We start from the raw sequence: 17149 nt of genomic DNA on the forward strand, positions 1-17149 counted from the left end.
GGAACAGCGCAGACCATGACCGAGGCGATCATGCTGGTCGGTGGTAAGGGCACGCGACTGCGTCCGCTGACCACCCACACCCCCAAGCCGATGCTGCCGGTGGCAGGCGTCCCGTTCATCGCGCACCAGTTGGCCCGCGCGGCCGCCGCCGGCGTCACCCGCGTCGTGCTGGCCACGTCGTACCTGGCCGAGGTGTTCGAGGACCACTTCCAGGACGGCACCCCGTACGGCATCGAGCTGGTCTACCTGACCGAGCGCGAGCCGCTGGGCACCGGCGGGGCCATCCGCAACGCCGCGTCCGGGCTGACCTGCGGCCCGGACGAACCGGTCCTGGTCTTCAACGGCGACATCCTCTCCGGTGTCGACATCGCCGCCCTGCGCGACGGCCACGTGGCCGCCGGGGCCGACGTCACCCTGCACCTGACCCGGGTCGAGGACCCGCGCGCCTTCGGCCTCGTCCCGACCGACGAGGACGGGCGGGTGCTGGAGTTCCTGGAGAAGCCGGAGACCCCCGAGCAGATCGTCACCGACCAGATCAACGCCGGCTGCTACGTCTTCACCCGGTCCGTGATCGACCGCATCCCGGCCGGCCGCGAGGTGTCCGTCGAGCGCGAGACCTTCCCCGAGCTGCTGGCCACCGGCGCACTGCTGCGCGGCGTCGTCGACACCTCGTACTGGCTGGACCTGGGCACCCCGGCGGCCTTCGTCCGCGGCTCGGCCGACCTGGTGCTCGGCAAGGTCGACTCCCCGGCCGTCCCCGGCCCGACCGGCGACGCCCTGCTGCTGCCCGGCGCCACCGTCCACCCGGGCGCGGTGCTCAGCGGCGGCACCGTGGTCTCCGAGGACGCGGTGGTCGAGGCCGGCGCGATCGTCGAGGGCAGCGTGATCCTGCCGGGCGCGGTGATCGGCCCGGACACCCTGGTCAAGGACTCGATCGTGGGCGCCTTCGCCACCGTCGGCGACCGCTCGGCGCTGGACGGCGCGGTGATCGGCGACGGCGCGATCGTGGAGTCGGACAACGAGCTGCCCAACGGCATCCGGATCGCCTGCGGCACCCTGCTGCCGGTCGGCGCCGTCCGCACCACGGCCGGGCCGGGCGGCTGCCCGGCCGGCACCAGCGCGGCCGCGGCGGTGCACGGGCCGTCGGTCGGCGCGCAGCGGTAGCGCCTCCGGGGACTGCCGGGCTCCCGGGGTGCCGGGCTGTTGGGCTGTTGGGCTCCCGGGGGTCGTTCCGGCGGGTTTCGGCCCCGTTCGTCTCAGCCTCGCTGCAAACCGGCCCCGGCTCCGTCCGGGGCCGACGCGGGCCGGGCCGGGCGGGTACCTTCGGACCGTGGCTGGTAATCGATACGACAGCGGTCAGGGCGCCGACCGTCCGCACGGCGGGTGGTCGGCCCCTTCGCCGCCGTCGGTGCCCGGGGGGCACGGGGGGACGGACGGGCCGGAGTACTTCACGGCCCCGCACGCGGCGACGCCCGGCGGTCCGGCCGGCCCGCCCGGCGGTCCGGGGCACCCGGCGGGGGACGGGTACGACCCGTACGCGGCGGACCGGCCCGGCAGCACCCGGGCCTTCCCGACCGGCGACCCGTACGCGGACGGCGGCCCGTACGCGCAGCAGCCGCCGTACGGGCCCGCGCAGGGCTACGGACCGGACCAGGGCTACGGCCCCGACCACGGGTACGGGCCGGACCACGGGTACGGGCCCGACCAGGGGTACGGGCCCGACCAGGGGTACGACCAGCAGCCGTACGGCCAGGACAACGTCGCCGTCTACCGGGCCGGCGGCCAGTCCGCTCCGCATGTCGCCGGGCCCCGGCCGCACTGGCGCGAGCTGTTCACCGGCCTGTTCCGCGCCCCGACCGCCATCTTCGACCGCACCCGCGACCACCAGGTCTGGCTGCCCGCCCTCACCGTCTCGCTGCTGTACGGCGCGCTCGCGGTGCTCGGCATCGGGCTGACCCACGACGACATCGTCAACTCGACCTTCACCGTGGCGCTGACCGGCATCCTCGCCGCCGCCATCGGCTTCACCGTGACCGGGGCGCTCTTCGGCGGAGTCACCTACGCGCTGGCCCGCCAGCTCGGCGGCGACGGCCCGTGGAAGGCGACCGTCGGCCTGGCCGCGCTGATCGGCTGGCTCACCGACGCGCCCCGGCTGCTGCTCGACCTGGTGCTGCCCTCCGGCAGCGCCGTCGTCCAGGTCGTCGGCTGGGTCACCTGGATGCTCTGCGCGTACCTGCTGACCAGCATGGTCCGGCGGCTGCACGACCTGCCCTGGGGCAAGGCCGCGGCCGCCTCGGCGGTACAGCTGGTCGCGCTGCTGGTGCTGATCAAGCTGCCGACGCTGGGCTGAGCGCCCGGCGGGCCGAGGGTTTCGGCGGGCGGACGGCTCCGGCGGGCTTCGGTGGGCGGAACCCTTCGGCGGGCGGAAGGCAGAATGGGGGCGGGTCGCGGCCGAGCGCCGGGCCCGCCCACCCTCGTCGTCCCACCTTCACCGGAGCCAGGAATGACCCTCCCCACCACCCACGTCAGCTTCCCGGCCGGGGCGGTGACCGGCGAGTCCCCGGTGCTCGCGGTGCACCCGCTGGCCGACGGCCGGTACGCCGTCGTCACCGAGGCGACCCCGTTCCACCCGCTCGACCACACCTGGCCGGACCAGCCGGCCGACCTCGGCACCCTGACCGTGGACGGCACCGGGCTGGCCGTCGTCGACTGCCTGACCGGCGCCGTCGGCCCGGACGGTGGGGAGCTGCTGGTCGGCGCCGACATCCCGGTCCGGCGCGGTGACGAGGAGTGGTCCTGGCTGGTCCTGCACGTCCTCGACGGCGACCCCGGCGACATCGTCGGCCGCACCGCCGCGCTCGCCGTCGACGCCGACCGCCGGGGCGCCCTCAGTGCCTCGCACAGCGGCTGCCACCTGCTCGCCCTCGCCCTGAACGCCGCGCTCGCCCCGCGCTGGCGCAAGGACCCGGGCCGCTCGGACGCCTTCGGCCACCCGGACTTCGACAGCCTCGCCATGGCGAGCTCGGTGATGGACACCGCGGCCAGCACCGACACCTACCGGCTCGGCAAGTCGCTGAAGAAGAAGGGCTTCACGGTGGACGCCACCGAGGAGTTCCCGGCCCTCGCCGACGCCCTGCCGGCCCTCACCGAGGCCGTCAACGCCCGGCTGGCCGCCTGGGTCGCCGCGGACGCCCCGGTCCGCATCGAGGTGCCCGGCCCCGAGCTGACCGCCCGCCGCCAGTGGCACTGCGAGCTGCCCGAGGGCGGCGCGCAGATCTTCTGCGGCGGCACCCACCTGCACCACCTCGGCGAGCTGGCCGAGCTGCGCACCGAGCTGCGGCTGTCCGAGGACGGCACCGAACTGGTCGCCGTCACCAGCCCGAAGCGGGCCTGAGGAACGCCGCGGGCGGCCACCCCTCCTTCCGACCTCGGAAGGGGGTGGCCGCCCGTCGTGCGTGCGCTCTGCGGAGCCCTTCGGCTCAGACCTTGGTGTGGTGGAAGTTCAGGTACGAGCGCGACGGCGTCGGGCCGCGCTGGCCCTGGTAGCGCGAGCCGTAGCGCTCCGAGCCGTACGGGTGCTCCGAGGGCGAGGAGAGCCGGAACAGGCACAGCTGCCCGATCTTCATGCCCGGGTACAGCTTGATCGGCAGCGTCGCGACGTTCGACAGCTCCAGCGTCACGTGGCCGCTGAAGCCGGGGTCGATGAAGCCGGCCGTGGAGTGGGTGAGCAGGCCCAGCCGGCCCAGGCTCGACTTGCCCTCCAGCCGGGACGCGACGTCGTCGGGCAGCGTGATGACCTCGTACGTCGAGGCCAGCACGAACTCGCCGGGGTGCAGGATGAACGCCTCGTCGCCCTCCGGCTCGACCAGCCGGGTCAGGTCCGGCTGCTCCTCCGAGGGGTCGATGTGCGGGTACTTGTGGTTCTCGAACACGCGGAAGAAGCGGTCGAGGCGCACGTCGATACTCGACGGCTGGATCATCGACGGGTCGAACGGGTCGACGACGACCCGGCCCCGGTCGATTTCGGTCCGGATGTCCTTGTCAGAGAGCAGCACGCTTCGAGGTTACGTGCAAGAAAGGGCCCCGGACGAATCCGCCCGGGGCCCGTCCGCCCTTCCGCCGGCCCTCAGGCCAGGAACTCCGCGGCCTCCAGCCGCATCGCCCGCGCCAGTTGCGGCTCCGACAGCTCCCGCACGTCGGCCAGCACCGAACTCCGCAGCCGTCCGCACTGCGGACATCGGATCAACCGCCCGGGGCCGATCCGGCCCGGACCGAGGTTCTGCATCGGGAACGTGGTGGTGCTGAACAGGTGCCCCTCGGCACAACGAACGACGGCGCGCTGCTCCATCGATCCCCTTCCCATCCCTAACCCAGTACTCACCCGTACTCACGTGCCCCGGCGGCCGAGCCCCGGGACAGCGTCACACGAAGGGATGTTCCGGACATTCCTCACCATGGCTCGCCGCCCCGGCCCCCACCCACCGGGGCACTCGCACGCGGCCCAAACAGTACGCCCCCGCACCCGCCCCACCGTGCTCCGCCACGTTCACCGACCCCCTGTGCAACCACCGTCGCAGATGGGGTACAGTGACACTGGATCGAGCGGTCTCTGACGGCTCATCAGGCGGGCGTAGTTTAATGGTAGAACATGAGCTTCCCAAGCTTAGAGCGCGAGTTCGATTCTCGTCGCCCGCTCCAGCAGTAAAGGCCCAGGTCAGCGACCTGGGCCTTTCGCGTTGTCCGGGCCGGGCATGGCGGGGCCGCCCTGGGGGCCGCGGGGGAGCTGGCTTCATGGCTGCGAACGCATGTGCCATGCACGGGAGTTGACGTTCGTCGTGGCTCCGGGTGATCACCGTGGCGATCGACGGAGCGTTCCGGGTCGAGCGTGTCCGGGCGGTCATGTCCGGAGCCGGGCGGCGCCCGCCTCGGTGCGCACCGGCCGTGGTCGTCCGCCCTGGCGAGCGACCGGGCCGGAGTCGACCGATGATGGAAGTCCAGGGGCGCGCGACGTTCGAGAGCGGCGTATGCGAGAGCGGCGTATGGCTGTATGGCATGTCCGGGACTTCACTCCGGACGACCTCGAAGCGATGGTCCGGCTCGACGCCGAGAGCGCCACCACGGATCGCGCCGCCGCCTTCCGTCTCTCCGACGTGGTCGCCGCGTTGCAGGCACGGAATCCGAGCGTCGTCGCGGTCGCGGACGGGCATCTGGTGGGCGCGGCGGTGGGCCGGGTGGACGGGGACCGGGCATGGGTGCTGCGCATCGCCCTGCACCCCGCCTGGCGGAACCTGGGCATGGGCACCGCCCTGCTGTCCGCGCTGGAGCACCGTCTGCGGGACGCCGGCGCCAGGATCGTCGCGGCGTTGCTGCCCGATGAGGAGACCGGCGCCACCGCACTGGTCAACTCCGGATTCCAACCCCACCGGGGGCTCACGTACTTCGAGAAGTCGGAGGCCGTCAGCGCCCAGGGCGCGACGGTCCTGGCGATGCTGGGCGCGGTCATGCCCGAAGCCCGTCTCTGGGAGCGGCTCACGGGCATGGCCGACGAGAAGCGGCTCATCGAACGGCGACTGGTGCTGCCCCTGGCGAACCCCGAGCTGGCGGACGCCCACGGAGTGGAACCGCCGCGCGCGGTCGTGCTGTTCGGCCCGCCGGGCACGGGCAAGAGCACGTTCGCCAAGGCCGTGGCCGGCCGGCTCGGCTGGCCGTTCATCGAGATCTTCCCCTCCCGGCTCGTCTCCGAGGACGGGCTGGCCACCGGACTCGGCCGCCGCTTCGAAGAGGTGGTGCAGCTCGACCATGTGCTGCTCTTCATCGACGAGGTCGAAGAGGTCGCCGGGACACGCAGCCTCGCCGCCCCCGCGTCGGTCGGCGTGGTCAACGAACTCCTCAAGTCGATCGTGCGGTTCCGTGACCGCGACGGCCGGCTCCTCGTCTGCGCCACCAACTCGGTGGCCGCGCTGGACCCGGCGTTCCTGCGCCACGGCCGGTTCGACTACGTCCTGCCGGTCGGGCCACCCGACGCCGCGGCCCGCGACGCGCTGTGGGCCGGCTACACCGCGAAAACAGGTACCGCCGCGGACACGGCGGTCCTCGCGGAAGCCAGCGAGGGCTTCACTCCCGCCGACATCCGGCAGGTCGCCATGGCGGTCGCCCAGAGCACGTTCGAGCGCACGCTCGACACGGGGGAGCGGACCCAGCCCAGCACCCAGGTCTATCTGGACGCGATCCACCGCACCCGTCCGACCGTTTCCGAGGAGATGGCCCGGGAGTTCGCCGACCAGGCGGTCCGCTACGGGCGCGTCTGAGGGGCCGCCGCCCCGTCGTACTCCGGTGTCCTACCGCAGGCGTCGGGTGGGAACCCACCGCGACATGCAGGGTTCGGAGTGGACCGAGAGTAACCTGGACAGTACCGAAGGCACTTCGCATGCCGGCACCCGGATACTGGCGTCGTCTCCGGCGAACGGCAATGCCGGACCCGGCCCCGCGGGCCGGGCCCGGAGGCAGGTCCTTGATCATGGCCACGACGCTCGATCGTGCGACGACGCCTCGCGCCCTGGAACCCACCGTGCGGCTCTCCCTGGCACCTCGTGGTGCGCGGTCCGGCCGACTCGACGGAGCCTGGTGGCCCCGCTCGCGTGATCTTCTTCTCGAACTCCCCGCCCTGGCCGCCGAAATCGACGAGCGGTGGGGCCGGATCACCCGGATCACCGTGAACCCCGCGCAGTGGCCCGTCATCCCCCGGCGCATCCCGGTCACCGGGCACATCGTCCACGCGGGCTGGTTCACCACCGAGCAGGACGAGCACACGGTCGCGGTGTTCTCGTACGCCCCGCGCCGGCTGAACCTGCTGGTCGTCCCGCCGGAGACGGATTCCGTCGATGCCGCCCGGCTGATGTCGGAGGCGGCCGACCCGGCCGACATCCGGATCGCGAGCGACCTGATCGCCGCGGAGACGGGCGGTGGAGCGGCAGAGCGGCAGCCCCGTTCCGACTTCCTGCCGTCGGCCCCCGCTCCCTCCGGCGGTGCCGGTGAGGCCGGCAGGCGGGCGGATGTCGCCCGGAACAGGGCCGCCTCCTGGCCGGTACCCGCGTCCTCGGCGTCGTCGTACCGGTCGTAGCACCGGCCTTCGCCCCCGTCCCTCTGCGCCGGAACCGCACGGCGGAGGGGGCCGACGCGGATCGCCGTCAGTACTCGGCGCCTTTCCGCAGGTAGCTGCCCACGACCTGGAGCCACGCCCCGGGGCCGAAGCAGACCTCGATCCGGTACGGCGTGTCCTCGAAGACCCGCAGGACGCGCAGCGCACCACTCGGATGCAGGTCGTACTCGAAGGTGACGCCGTCCGCACCGTCCTCGTACTGCATGTCCAACGGCCCCTTCGACGGCTCCGCCGGTGCCCGGGCGTCGGCCGAGAGCTTCACGTAGACGGACATCTCCCCGTCCCGCCTTTCCTGTCTGTCCGAGGAGCCGGGCCCGCGGGACCGTCCCTCAGGACGCCTCGCCCGGTGGCTCGGAGTCGATGCCGGTGGCGACGAGGATCTGCCGAGCCGAGTCGCTTCCGCCGGCCTTGACCGCGCGGGCCATCGCGGCGAGCGCCGCCTCCTGGCTCGCCTGCGGGGGGACGACCAGCAGGCTGAAGTGATCGTGGTCGCCCCGTGTGACGATCACCGTGTCGTCGCCGACGGGGAACCGGTCGATGTGCACCGACCGGCCGTCGACGACCAGCCGGGCCGGTACGTCGTCCCAGGCTGCCGTGTCCAGCCCGACCCTCGCCACCGGGCCGAGGTGTTCGGTCAACGCCCTGACCAGGCCAGGGAGTTCGGCGCCGACGTCTCGTGAACGCGGCCACCACGCGCCGTCGAGCAGGCCTTCGCGCGACTGTGTGGTCTCCAGGCGCAACAGGACCGTCCCCGGCCGCGCGGCCTGCCGGAACCGGTCCGGCAGAAGGCCCGGGAACGCGGCACCGGCTTCGTCCGACATGGCTCGCCACCTATCCGCGGACGCGGCCCGACCCCACCGAGCGAGGGGCGGCCCTCGGGGGAGCGGCGGCACGGGCCGCTCCGACATCCCACGGTACTCCGCCCGCACCGGGTCGGCCCGGCCGGTCGTGAGAGCCGTGGTCGTGAGAGCCGTGGTCACGAGAGCCGTGGTGGGGGCGGCCCGCTCAGCGCCACTCGATCAGGAACAGGGTCGCGTCGTCGCTCGTCCGCCCGCCCCGCTTCTCCTTCAGGACGTGGGAGAGCGCGCGCACCACGGCCCGCACCCCGTCCTGCGAGCGCTCGACGAGGTTGACCCAGTCGATGAGCTGTTCCTCCCCGAACTGCTCCCCGCCGGCCTCGCGCTCCTCGACCAGGCCGTCGGTGAAGCACAGCACCCGGTCACCGTGCCGCAGCACCCGCTCGCTGATCACCGGCTCCTCACCGCCGAAGCCGACCGGCAGGGTGGTCTCGCTCTCCAGCCGCTCGACGACGACGTGGTCGCGGATCAGCAGCGGTTGGGGATGGCCGGCGTTGACCCACTGCAGGTGGCCGGTCCCGGTGTCCAGGCGCATCATCTGCGCGGTGACGAAGTGGTCCGGCCCGAACTGCTCGGCGACGGCCCGGTCCATGAACGCGTAGATCTCGGCGAGTCCGATGTCGGCGCGCCGGGCGTGCCGGTACGCGCCGATGGCCACGGTCGCCATGGTCGCGGCGTCCAGCCCGTGGCCCATCGCGTCGATCGTGGCGACGTGCAGGAGGCCGTCGTTGAGCGCGTAGTCGAAGCTGTCCCCGGCCACCTGGTAGGCCGGTTCGAGGATGCCGGCCACGGCGACCTGCGGAACGGACAGCGACAGCGGTGGCAGCAGCGACCACTGGATCTCCGCGGCCACGCTCATCGGTTCGAGGCGCCGGGCCTGGAAGATCCGGTCGGTGTAGCCGCTCTTGGTGACCAGCAGATCGGCGACCAGGGCGGCGAGGCGCCGCAGCGGAAGCCGGTCGCCCTCGTCGACCGCGTCCAGGGTGAGGGCCAGAACCCCCACCTCGTCGCCGCCGTCCAGCAACGGCAGGTACATCCGCACCCCGTCGGGCCGCGGCTCCTCGACGGCGACACCGCGCAGGAAGGCCGCACCCGCGGGGGAGCCGTCGATCGGCACCGGCTCCCCGGCGGCCAACCCCCGCCCCGGCAACGGCACCAGCACCAGCTGGCCGTAGTCCTGAAGCAGGAGCGCCGGGTCGCGGCCGCCGAGCCCGCGCACCGCGGCGGCGACCAGCGGGGCGATCAGCTGGGGCGGCAGCTCATGGGTCTGATCGAGCAGCGTGCCCAGCAGGCGTTCGCCGTGCCCCTCCGGCCGGTCCGGTCGCGCCGCGCCGGACAGCTGCTCACCGCTCATCGCTGTTCACCGCTCATCCCTGCCCGCCGCCGTCCTGCTCCCGCCGCCGTTCTGCTCCCGCGCGGGCACTCGACACCGGCTCGATCGACCCCGGCACCCCGGTGCAGTCCGCCGGGGCGGGTCCTTCCATTACGCCCGACGGCGGTGCATCGCGCCCTCCGGCCACGTCCCTCTCACGGGTGGCCGCCGGCGGGGATCCCGGGCGGGGTGGAGCACGGCCCCGCCGTGGCCGCTGTTTCGGTTGGTCCGGCTCTGTCCCTTTCGCGTTGGCCGGGCGGTTCGGGTCGGGGTGGGCCGGGCCGGTTCGGGCGGTCAGCGGGGGAGGGCCCAGGCGGGGGTCCAGGTGTCCGGGGCGGCGGGGTCCGCGGGGGCGGCCGCGAGGTGGGCGCGGAGCGTGGGCAGCGCCGGGTGGGGGTTGTCGCGGTGCCAGAGGAGGGAGTGGGGGTAGACGGGCGTCGGGTCGGTCACCGGGATGCGGCGCAGGCCGTGGCCGGCGGGCCAGACGAGGCGGGTCCGCTCGCTCATGAAGGTGGCCAGGGCCGGGGTGTCGGCGATGGTGTCGAGGAGCACGTCGGAGCCGAAGTTGGGGCCGGTGGCCTCGATGGTGAGGCCGAACTCGGCGACCAGGTCGGCGTAGTAGGCGCCCCACTCGGTGCCGGGGGCGATGCCGGGCATCCAGATCCGGTGGCCGACCAGTTCGGCGACGGTCACGGATCCGGCGTCCGCGAGGGCGTGGTCGGGGCCGGTGAGGAGTTGGAGCGGTTCGTCGAGCACCCGGACGGACTCGATGTCCTCGGGCAGGGGCCTGCCGGGCGCGGCGACGGCGCGGAAGGACGCGTCGATCGTGCCGGAGCGGATGGCGGCGACGGCGGTGTCGATGTCGAACAGCATCAGCACGTCGAGGTCGATGTCGGGGTGGCTGCGGTGGAAGCCGCGCATCAGGCCCGAGACCGCGCCGCGTGAGTTGATCACGTCGACCCGCAGCGGGCGGCGGCCGGCGCGCACGGACGCGACCGCCCGCTCGGCGACCCGCAGCAGCTCGCGGGCGTGGGGAAGGAACGCCTGCCCGTCGATGGTCAGTTCGGCGCCGCGCGGGGTGCGGGTGAACAGCCGCACGCCGAGGTCGCGCTCCAGTGCGGCGACGCGCTTGGAGACGGCCTGCTGGGTGACGGACAGGTCGACGGCGGCCTTCTGGAACTGGCCGGCCTCCGCGATGGCGGCGAAGGTGCGTACTGCTTCGAGGTCCACGCGACCCACCTTAGGGAACAACCAGAGGTTGTGCGGAGTGGGTGAATCGGTTGTTTGACCTGCCGTAGTGGCGACCGATTGGCTCTCACCGGTCAACCCCGGTTTGTTCGGCCGGGGTCGGGACGTCGAGGGGAGCGCATCGCGCATGACGGGCGGGAAACGACTGGGCCGGCGGTTCGGATGGCTGTGGGCGGCGTACGCGGCGAGCGCGTACGGGTCCGGACTGGGGTTCGGGGCACTGCCGCTGATCGCCGTCCTGGTGCTGCACGCCGGGCCCGCCGAGGTGTCCGCGCTGTCCGCGGTGGGGCCCGCGGTGGGTGCGCTGGTCGCGGTGCCGCTCGCGCCGTGGGTGGAGTTCCGGCGCAAGCGGCCGGTCATGATCGCGACGGACCTGATCCGGTTCGCGGCCATGGCGACGATCCCGGTGGCCTACGCCCTCGGGTGGCTCGGCTTCGTCCAGCTGCTCGTGGTCTCGATCGTGATCGCCGCGGCCAAGATCGCGTTCGGCGCGGCCAGCGGGGCCTACCTCAAGGCGCTCGTCCGGCCGGAGGACCTGCTTGTGGCCAACGCGCGCTTCGAGTCCACGAATTGGAGCTCCATCGCGATCGGGCCGCCGCTCGGCGGGGCGGCGATCGGCTGGTTCGGGCCGGTCACCACCGTGGTGGCCGACGCGCTCGGCTACCTGCTCTCCGCGCTGGGCATCATCGCGATCCGTGACCGGGAGGAGCCGCCCGTCCGGGCCGGCGGGAACCCGGCCCGGAACGGCGGGAGCCCGCTCCGGGCCGGCGCCGTGCTCGACGGCTGGCGACACATCCTGGGCGACCCCGGTCTGCGGGCGCTCTACCTCAACAACATGCTCGTCTCCGGTCTGATCATGGCCACCGAGCCGGTGCTCGCCGTCCTTCTCCTGCGCCAACTCCACTTCGCTCCTTGGGAGTACGGCCTCGCCTTCGCCGCCCCCTGCCTCGGCGGGCTGATCGGCTCCCGGCTGGCCCGGCGGGTCGTGGAGCGCCACGGGCGGGACCGGGTCTTCCGGGTCGTCGGCACCCTGCGGGCCGTCTGGCTGATCGGTCTGGCCTTCGTCCGCCCCGGCGTGGTCGGGCTCGTCACCGTGATGGCCGTCGAGCTGGCGATCATCATCAACATGAGCCTGTTCAACCCGGTGCTCGCCACCTACCGGCTCGAACGCACGCCCAAGCACCTCGTCGCCCGCACCCTGTCGGCCTGGTCGATCGGCCAGCAGGCGTCCATCGCCGTCTGCACCGCGCTCGGCGGGCTGCTCGCCGACGCCACCGGCCCGCGCACCGCCCTCACGGTCGCGGGACTGCTCATCCTCGCCACCCCCTTCCTGCTTCCCCGACCCGACCGGACGCGGCCGGACGCCGTACCGGACACCCCGCCGGCCGCACCATCCGTACGGAGGACACCCGCATGAGCACCGACCGGGCACTCGATCCCGCGCACACCGCCCTCCTCGTCCTGGACTGCCAGCCCGCGATCCTGGCCGCGCTGCCCGGGGACGGGGACCGCGAGGCCCTGCTCGGCCGGGTGGCCGGGGCGATCGCCGACGTCCGCGCCGAGGGCGGCACCATCGCCCACGTGCGCGTCGGCTTCACCGAGGCCGACTGGGACGCCGTCCCGGCCGCCAACGCCACCTTCGCGCCGCTGGCCCGGCACCGCGCCATGCACCACGAGGACCCCGCCGCCGCCGTCCACGAGCACCTGGCGCCCGGGGACGGCGACATCCTCGTGCGCAAGACCCGCTACGGGGCCCTGTCCACCACCGACCTCGACCGGCAGTTGCGCGAGCGCGGCATCACCACGCTGGTCGTCTGCGGCGTCGGTACCGGCGGCGCCGTCCTGTCCACCGTCCTCGACGCGGCCGACCGCGACTACCGGCTCCTCGTCCTGTCCGACGGCGTCGCCGACCCGGACCCGGAGGTCCACGAGGTCCTGCTCCGCCGGGTCCTCCCCTCCCGGGCCGACGTCGTCGACACCGCCGGGCTGCGCGCCCTGCTCCGGGGCGACTGACGGCCACGAACCCGTCCCGCCCCCGGCCGCCGCGCCCACCCGGTGCGGCGTGCGGCGTGCGGTGTTCGTGGGGCGGCAGAGCGTCGAAGTGGCCGGGATCGATCTGGTTCCGGGGCGCCGCCAGCTGGTATCCGGTGGGTGGAGCCGGCCGGCGCGGGTGTGCGTCGAGCCCCGGCGCGACCCGGCCCCGCCGACAGGCGCCCGCAGACGGCCGACCGACAGGCGCCCGCAGACGGCCGACAGCCGCAGGCCGGTCGGCCCGCGGCTGTCGTGCGCCGTCCGGGTGGGCCGGAGCCGGCAATGGATCAGTGGATCAGCGGCGGGCGGCGAGGCCCTCCAGGCTGGGGACCAGGGTGGCCGGGGTGGGCAGGGCGGCGTTGTCGGCCTGCAGGCGGTGGGCGGCGTCGCGCAGCGCGGCGTCGGTGAGGATGCGGGTGAGCAGCGGGGTGTCGACGGCGTCGGAGGTGGAGCTCAGGGCGGCGCCGGTGGCGGTGATGGCGTCGGCGTTGAGGAAGTGGTCCGCGCCCTGGGGGAGCAGCAGCTGGGGCAGGCCCGCCTGGAGGGCGGTCAGCATGGTGCCCGAGCCGCCGTGGTGGATCAGCGCGTCGGCGCGGCCGAGCAGTTCGTTGAGCGGGACCCAGGGCAGGCCGCGGACGTTGGCGGGCAGGGTGCCGAGCGGGGCGAGGTCGGCGCTGCCGACCGCGAGCAGGAAGTCGGCGTCGACCTCGGCCGCCGCCTCGACCAGGCGGACCACCGCGCGGACGCCGTCGAGTTCGGCGAGCACGGTGCCCAGGGTGACGACCGCCCGCGGGCGGTCGGCCTTGCGGAGGAACTCGGCCGGGACGATGCCGCCGCCGTTGTACGGGACGTAGCGCATCGGCAGGCCGTCCGGGTCGCCGCCGAGCGGGCCGACGTTGAGCACCGCGGCGATGCCCGGGCCGGTCAGGCCGCGCTCCTCGTACAGGTCGGACACGTGCGAGGCCACCAGCTCGGTCATGGGACCGCCGGGGCTGGCACCGAAGTTCTGCACCACCGACGGGATCTTGAGCTGGGCGGCGACCAGCGGGGCGGCGGCCGCGAAGGAGTCGTGGACGATCAGGTCGGCGCCCCAGTCGGTGGCGGCCGCCAGCAGACCGTCCACGTCGGGACGGGAGGCGCGCGCGAACATCGCGGCCGCCATGTCGAGGATCTCGTCCTGGGTCCTGTTTCGGTTGACGTACTCGACCTTGCCGCCGAGAGCCTCCTCGATGATCTCCCGCAGGCTCCGGCCGTCGCCGATCTGGACGATGGGGAAGCCCGCGGACCGGATCAGCTCGACCGGCTGTCCGACGGCGAACAGGACCTCGTGCCCGACGGCGCGCAGCGCCTGGGCGGTGGGCACCATCGGGTAGAGGTGACCGGCCGCGGTGGGGCCGGTGAAGAGTATGCGCATGGTGGTCTCCTTGCGGATGTCGCTGACAAGGCAGTCTCACCTTTGAAGTTGACGTTCAGTCAATTCGATAAGGATCACCATGCGCGGTAATCGGCCTTTCTGGAGCAGGGCTTGCCTCTCGGGCAATGGTGTGCTCCGCGCGCCGGTCGCCCGGGCCGTGCGCGCCCGCCGGCCGGACCTCCCGTACGCCGCCGCCCGCTCCCTCCCGGCGGTCGGTTGCACGACGGCCGGTCGCGCGGCGGTCGGTCGTGCGACGGCCGGTCACGCGGCCGCGAGGAAGTCCCGGACGGTGCCGGTGAACGCCTCGGTCTCCTCGGCGAGCACGATGTGGCCGGTGTCGAACTCGGCGTAGGCGCTGCCGGGCAGGGCGGTGTGCAGCCGGCGGGCGTTCTCCACCGGGACGGTCGCGTCCTGGGTGCAGCCGATCACCAGGGCGGGCGCCTGGACGCGCGGGAGCAGCGGGCCGAGGTCCAGTCCGAGGTTGAGGGCGATGTGCCGCAGGGTGCCCGGAGTCGGTTGCATGTAGGCGGTGTTGGCCTGGACGGCGGCGCGCCCGATCCGGTCGAGGAAGCCGCGGCTGAAGGCGGTGAGGGTGGCGTAGCCGCCGAACGCGGCGGGGTGGTCGGCGAGCGAGAGCCAGGTGGCCATGGAGAGCCGCAGGTACTCGTCCTGGTCCGCGCTGATCCAGCCGGCGGCGGCGATCAGCCGGCGGACCCGCTCGGGGTGCAGGGCGGCGGTCGCGGTGGCGACGACGGCGCCGAGCGAGAAGCCGAGGACGTCGGCGGGGCCGCGGCCGGCGTCCTCGATCACGGCGGCGACCTGGGCGGCCAGCGCCTCCAGGGTGAGCGGCGCGCCGTCGTCGTCGGCGGCCTCGCTGCCGGAGAGGTCGGGCAGCAGCACGGTGCAGCGGTCGGTGAAGGCGTCCAGCAGGCCGTCCCACATGGCCGAGCCGGGGCCGGTGCCGTGCACCAGGACGAGGGTGTCGGGGCCGTCGCCGACGACGCGGTAGGGGATGCGGGCGGTGCCGACGGTGATGACGGGCATGGCGGGTCCTCTCGACAGGGGGCGGACGGTGGGTCAGAAGACGTGCGGCAAGCGGCCGGACGGCGGTTTCGGCCCGGCGGCTCGGCACGAGAAGTAAACTACACGGTGCAGATCAGTGATTCAACTGCACCGTGCAGTGCACTTTGAGGTGTGGGAACGGTGAGGGATGGAGCCGGGAGGGGAACTGCCCGTACCCGCCCGCCGTCCAAGCAGTGACGGAATGCCTGCCCGGGTTGAACGCCGGGAGGAGTACGGAGGGCCCTGTGCAGTCAGGTGGTGCCGAGCTGAACGTCGGATGTCCGGGCGGCGGCCCCGGAGGCGCGAGAGTCGCGCCGGTCCGTCGGCCGGGGTCCGGGCCGGGGTCGGAGCCGGGGGTGACGGTCGATCAACTCGATGCCGCCGAGCACTGCGAGACGCTGCTCCAGGACACCCTGGACGCGGTCCGTCCGGCGCCGGTCTGGCAGGGGGCGCCCGCACGGGCGGGGGCGCGGCTGCCGCTGCCGGGGCGCGAGTCGGAGCTGCTCTGGTACGTCACCCGGGGCCGGGACCTCCTCACCGTCGTCTCGCTGCCCCGGCGGGCGGTGCTGGCGGACGTGGTGGAGCGGCACTGGCGGCGGCGCGGCTGGACGATCACCTCGCTGAACGCCGGCCAGGAGCGCCCGGGCGTCGCCGCGACCACCCCGGACGGCTACCGGCTGGCACTGCGCTTCGGCGAGTCGGGCGAGGCCGGGCTGACCGCGAGTTCGCCGGGAGTGGCCCGCTCGGAGCGGGGCCCGGTGCTGTCCGGGAGCGTCGACCACTGCGCGCCGCCGCTGCCGTACGTCCGCTGTCCGTACTGGAGCGCCCTGGCGTAGGTGCCGGGACGCGCCGGGGAGGCCGGAGGAGTCGGTGGAAGGGAACCGGGGGAGGCGTGGAGCGAGTCCCCCCGGACCCGCTCCACGCCGCCTCGTCGCGCGGCTTCGGCGCTGCCGCTCCCCCCGACACCCCGGGCAAACCCGCCGTTCCCCCCTGGCCACACCCTCCGGCGAGAGCGGTCCGCACAGGCCCCGGCGAGCCCCCACCCCCGGGGACGTCGTTGATCTCAAACTAACAAACCGCGTGGTTGGTTTGTCAATAGCGAAATCCACGAAACATCCACATTGTGGCGAGGCCCTCAGCGGAACCCGAAAAGGCCTCGGACCAGGGAGTTGTGGCCGATCCGGGACGGCCGGCGCCCGAGCCGCCCGCACCGGGCCGGTGGAGCTCACGGGCGGGCACCGGCTCGGAATCCGACATTCCGAGCATCATGGCAGCACGCAGTGACACCGGGCGGGCGCCCAGCGCAGCCGGGGGAACGGGGAGCGGGTCCGGCCTCAGCGCAGCAGCCGGCGCTCCTTCGCCACCGCCACCGCGCCCGCCCGGGTGTCCACGCCCAACTTGTCGTAGATCCGGCCGAGGTGCGTCTTCACCGTGGCCTCGCTGATGAACAGCGCCCGGGCGATCTCCCGGTTGCCCAGCCCCTGCGCCAACTGTTCGAGGATGTCCTGCTCGCGTTCGGTGAGCTGCGGTGAGGGCGCCCGCATCTGCGCCATCACCCTGGAGGCGACCGGCGGCGAGAGCACCGTGCGGCCCCGCGCGGCCGCGTGCACGGCGGCGAACAGCTCCTCCGGCCGTTCGGCCTTCAGCAGGTAGCCGGTGGCGCCGGCGGCGATGGCCCGGGTGATGTCGGCGTCCGTGTCGTAGGTGGTGAGCACCAGGACGTGCGGTCCGCCCGGGGCGACGGTGATCCGCCGGGTGGCCTCCACCCCGTCGATGCCGTCGCCGAGTTGGAGGTCCATCAGCACGACCTGCGGCGCCAGCCGGGCGGCCAGCGCGACGGCCTCCTCCCCGGTACTCGCCTCGCCGACCACCTCGATGTCGCCGGCGCTCGCCAGCAACGCCAGCAGCCCGGCCCGCACCACGGCGTGGTCGTCGCAGACCAGCAGGCGGACCGGGGTCGTCCGGACGGGAGTCGTGCTCATCTCTGCTCCAAGGTCATGGCCGCG

16 protein-coding genes, 1 tRNA gene and 1 pseudogene are annotated in these 17149 nt (G+C 73.7%); 9 read left to right on the plus strand and 9 right to left on the minus strand.

Going from position 1 to position 17149, the window contains the following annotated elements; genetic code table 11:
* Window positions 1-15: 15 nt before the first annotated feature.
* The 3 genes and pseudogenes from manB to ACZ6EM_RS06245 all read left to right on the plus strand — a co-directional run.
* Window positions 16-1080: pseudogene (gene manB / locus ACZ6EM_RS06235) on the plus strand (mannose-1-phosphate guanylyltransferase); the annotation flags it as partial.
* A 250-nt stretch (window positions 1081-1330) separates the two neighbouring features.
* On the plus strand, window positions 1331-2350 hold the full coding sequence (locus tag ACZ6EM_RS06240; protein ID WP_465771818.1) for a Yip1 family protein: 1020 nt from the start codon (window positions 1331-1333) through the stop codon (window positions 2348-2350).
* A 153-nt stretch (window positions 2351-2503) separates the two neighbouring features.
* Window positions 2504-3394: an alanyl-tRNA editing protein gene (locus ACZ6EM_RS06245; RefSeq protein WP_359897744.1), complete on the plus strand. Its 891-nt coding sequence runs from the start codon at window positions 2504-2506 to the stop codon at window positions 3392-3394.
* An 85-nt stretch (window positions 3395-3479) separates the two neighbouring features.
* On the opposite strand, the gene dcd is transcribed toward ACZ6EM_RS06245, so the two are convergent.
* Together dcd and ACZ6EM_RS06255 are read right to left on the minus strand one after the other, a co-directional pair.
* On the minus strand, window positions 3480-4055 hold the full coding sequence (dcd, locus tag ACZ6EM_RS06250; RefSeq protein ID WP_380548121.1) for a dCTP deaminase: 576 nt from the start codon (window positions 4053-4055) through the stop codon (window positions 3480-3482).
* Between the two features lie 71 nt (window positions 4056-4126).
* Window positions 4127-4348, minus strand: a complete 222-nt coding sequence (locus ACZ6EM_RS06255; RefSeq protein WP_380351225.1) for a hypothetical protein — start codon at window positions 4346-4348, stop codon at window positions 4127-4129.
* 276 nt (window positions 4349-4624) lie between these two features.
* Here ACZ6EM_RS06255 and ACZ6EM_RS06260 point away from each other — a divergent pair.
* The 3 genes from ACZ6EM_RS06260 (at window position 4625) to ACZ6EM_RS06270 (ending at window position 7120) form a co-directional block, all read left to right on the plus strand.
* A tRNA-Gly gene (locus ACZ6EM_RS06260) sits at window positions 4625-4698 on the plus strand.
* A 341-nt stretch (window positions 4699-5039) separates the two neighbouring features.
* The gene (locus tag ACZ6EM_RS06265; RefSeq protein ID WP_452179074.1) at window positions 5040-6308 is read left to right on the plus strand and encodes an ATP-binding protein; all 1269 of its coding nucleotides are present in this window, start codon (window positions 5040-5042) and stop codon (window positions 6306-6308) included.
* A gap of 209 nt (window positions 6309-6517) precedes the next feature.
* Window positions 6518-7120 carry a DUF5994 family protein gene (locus ACZ6EM_RS06270; protein ID WP_465771819.1) on the plus strand — a complete coding sequence of 201 codons (603 nt, stop codon included), beginning with the start codon at window positions 6518-6520 and terminating at the stop codon, window positions 7118-7120.
* 67 nt (window positions 7121-7187) lie between these two features.
* Here ACZ6EM_RS06270 and ACZ6EM_RS06275 read toward each other — a convergent pair whose 3' ends face one another.
* The 4 genes from ACZ6EM_RS06275 to ACZ6EM_RS06290 all read right to left on the minus strand — a co-directional run bounded on the left by ACZ6EM_RS06275 (window position 7188) and on the right by ACZ6EM_RS06290 (window position 10618).
* Entirely contained in the window at window positions 7188-7433 is a 246-nt protein-coding gene (locus ACZ6EM_RS06275) for a hypothetical protein (protein WP_380549886.1), read from the minus strand.
* Window positions 7434-7488: 55 nt separating this feature from the next.
* The gene (locus tag ACZ6EM_RS06280) at window positions 7489-7980 is read right to left on the minus strand and encodes a DUF5994 family protein (RefSeq protein ID WP_401052321.1); all 492 of its coding nucleotides are present in this window, start codon (window positions 7978-7980) and stop codon (window positions 7489-7491) included.
* Between the two features lie 184 nt (window positions 7981-8164).
* On the minus strand, window positions 8165-9370 hold the full coding sequence (locus ACZ6EM_RS06285) for a PP2C family protein-serine/threonine phosphatase (protein ID WP_465771820.1): 1206 nt from the start codon (window positions 9368-9370) through the stop codon (window positions 8165-8167).
* A 312-nt stretch (window positions 9371-9682) separates the two neighbouring features.
* On the minus strand, window positions 9683-10618 hold the full coding sequence (locus ACZ6EM_RS06290; protein ID WP_465771821.1) for a LysR family transcriptional regulator: 936 nt from the start codon (window positions 10616-10618) through the stop codon (window positions 9683-9685).
* A 145-nt stretch (window positions 10619-10763) separates the two neighbouring features.
* On the opposite strand from ACZ6EM_RS06290, the gene ACZ6EM_RS06295 reads away from it, so the two are divergent.
* Window positions 10764-12053: an MFS transporter gene (locus tag ACZ6EM_RS06295; RefSeq protein ID WP_401054156.1), complete on the plus strand. Its 1290-nt coding sequence runs from the start codon at window positions 10764-10766 to the stop codon at window positions 12051-12053.
* Window positions 12050-12649 (plus strand): cysteine hydrolase family protein, encoded by a 600-nt coding sequence (locus ACZ6EM_RS06300; protein ID WP_465771822.1) that lies wholly within the window; start codon window positions 12050-12052, stop codon window positions 12647-12649. The genes ACZ6EM_RS06295 and ACZ6EM_RS06300 overlap by 4 nt, the downstream gene beginning before the upstream one ends.
* 313 nt (window positions 12650-12962) lie before the next feature.
* On the opposite strand, the gene ACZ6EM_RS06305 is transcribed toward ACZ6EM_RS06300, so the two are convergent.
* Together ACZ6EM_RS06305 and ACZ6EM_RS06310 are read right to left on the minus strand one after the other, a co-directional pair.
* On the minus strand, window positions 12963-14081 hold the full coding sequence (locus ACZ6EM_RS06305; RefSeq protein ID WP_452179070.1) for a nucleotide disphospho-sugar-binding domain-containing protein: 1119 nt from the start codon (window positions 14079-14081) through the stop codon (window positions 12963-12965).
* Window positions 14082-14342: 261 nt separating this feature from the next.
* On the minus strand, window positions 14343-15125 hold the full coding sequence (locus ACZ6EM_RS06310; RefSeq protein ID WP_401054500.1) for an alpha/beta fold hydrolase: 783 nt from the start codon (window positions 15123-15125) through the stop codon (window positions 14343-14345).
* Between the two features lie 374 nt (window positions 15126-15499).
* Between ACZ6EM_RS06310 and ACZ6EM_RS06315 the strand changes: the two genes are divergently transcribed.
* Window positions 15500-15979 carry a hypothetical protein gene (locus ACZ6EM_RS06315; protein ID WP_401054501.1) on the plus strand — a complete coding sequence of 160 codons (480 nt, stop codon included), beginning with the start codon at window positions 15500-15502 and terminating at the stop codon, window positions 15977-15979.
* 498 nt (window positions 15980-16477) lie between these two features.
* Here the strand turns inward: ACZ6EM_RS06315 and ACZ6EM_RS06320 are convergent, their stop codons facing one another.
* A complete protein-coding gene (locus ACZ6EM_RS06320; protein WP_401055080.1) occupies window positions 16478-17125 on the minus strand; it encodes a response regulator in 648 nt (215 codons plus the stop codon).
* Between the last annotated feature and the right edge of the window lie 24 nt (window positions 17126-17149).

This window comes from Kitasatospora sp. NPDC041917, assembly GCF_055589745.1.

Excerpts from the sequence above, each read along its gene's own strand:
- ACZ6EM_RS06295 (WP_401054156.1), top strand. The coding sequence starts at position 10,764 with ATGACGGGCGGGAAACGACTGGGCCGGCGGTTCGGATGGCTGTGGGCG.
- ACZ6EM_RS06280 (WP_401052321.1), bottom strand. The coding sequence starts at position 7,980 with ATGTCGGACGAAGCCGGTGCCGCGTTCCCGGGCCTTCTGCCGGACCGG.
- ACZ6EM_RS06275 (WP_380549886.1), bottom strand. The coding sequence starts at position 7,433 with ATGTCCGTCTACGTGAAGCTCTCGGCCGACGCCCGGGCACCGGCGGAG.
- ACZ6EM_RS06255 (WP_380351225.1), bottom strand. The coding sequence starts at position 4,348 with ATGGAGCAGCGCGCCGTCGTTCGTTGTGCCGAGGGGCACCTGTTCAGC.
- ACZ6EM_RS06270 (WP_465771819.1), top strand. The coding sequence starts at position 6,518 with ATGGCCACGACGCTCGATCGTGCGACGACGCCTCGCGCCCTGGAACCC.
- ACZ6EM_RS06320 (WP_401055080.1), bottom strand. The coding sequence starts at position 17,125 with ATGAGCACGACTCCCGTCCGGACGACCCCGGTCCGCCTGCTGGTCTGC.
- ACZ6EM_RS06300 (WP_465771822.1), top strand. The coding sequence starts at position 12,050 with ATGAGCACCGACCGGGCACTCGATCCCGCGCACACCGCCCTCCTCGTC.
- ACZ6EM_RS06305 (WP_452179070.1), bottom strand. The coding sequence starts at position 14,081 with ATGCGCATACTCTTCACCGGCCCCACCGCGGCCGGTCACCTCTACCCG.
- ACZ6EM_RS06245 (WP_359897744.1), top strand. The coding sequence starts at position 2,504 with ATGACCCTCCCCACCACCCACGTCAGCTTCCCGGCCGGGGCGGTGACC.
- ACZ6EM_RS06265 (WP_452179074.1), top strand. The coding sequence starts at position 5,040 with ATGGCTGTATGGCATGTCCGGGACTTCACTCCGGACGACCTCGAAGCG.
- ACZ6EM_RS06310 (WP_401054500.1), bottom strand. The coding sequence starts at position 15,125 with ATGCCCGTCATCACCGTCGGCACCGCCCGCATCCCCTACCGCGTCGTC.
- ACZ6EM_RS06285 (WP_465771820.1), bottom strand. The coding sequence starts at position 9,370 with ATGAGCGGTGAGCAGCTGTCCGGCGCGGCGCGACCGGACCGGCCGGAG.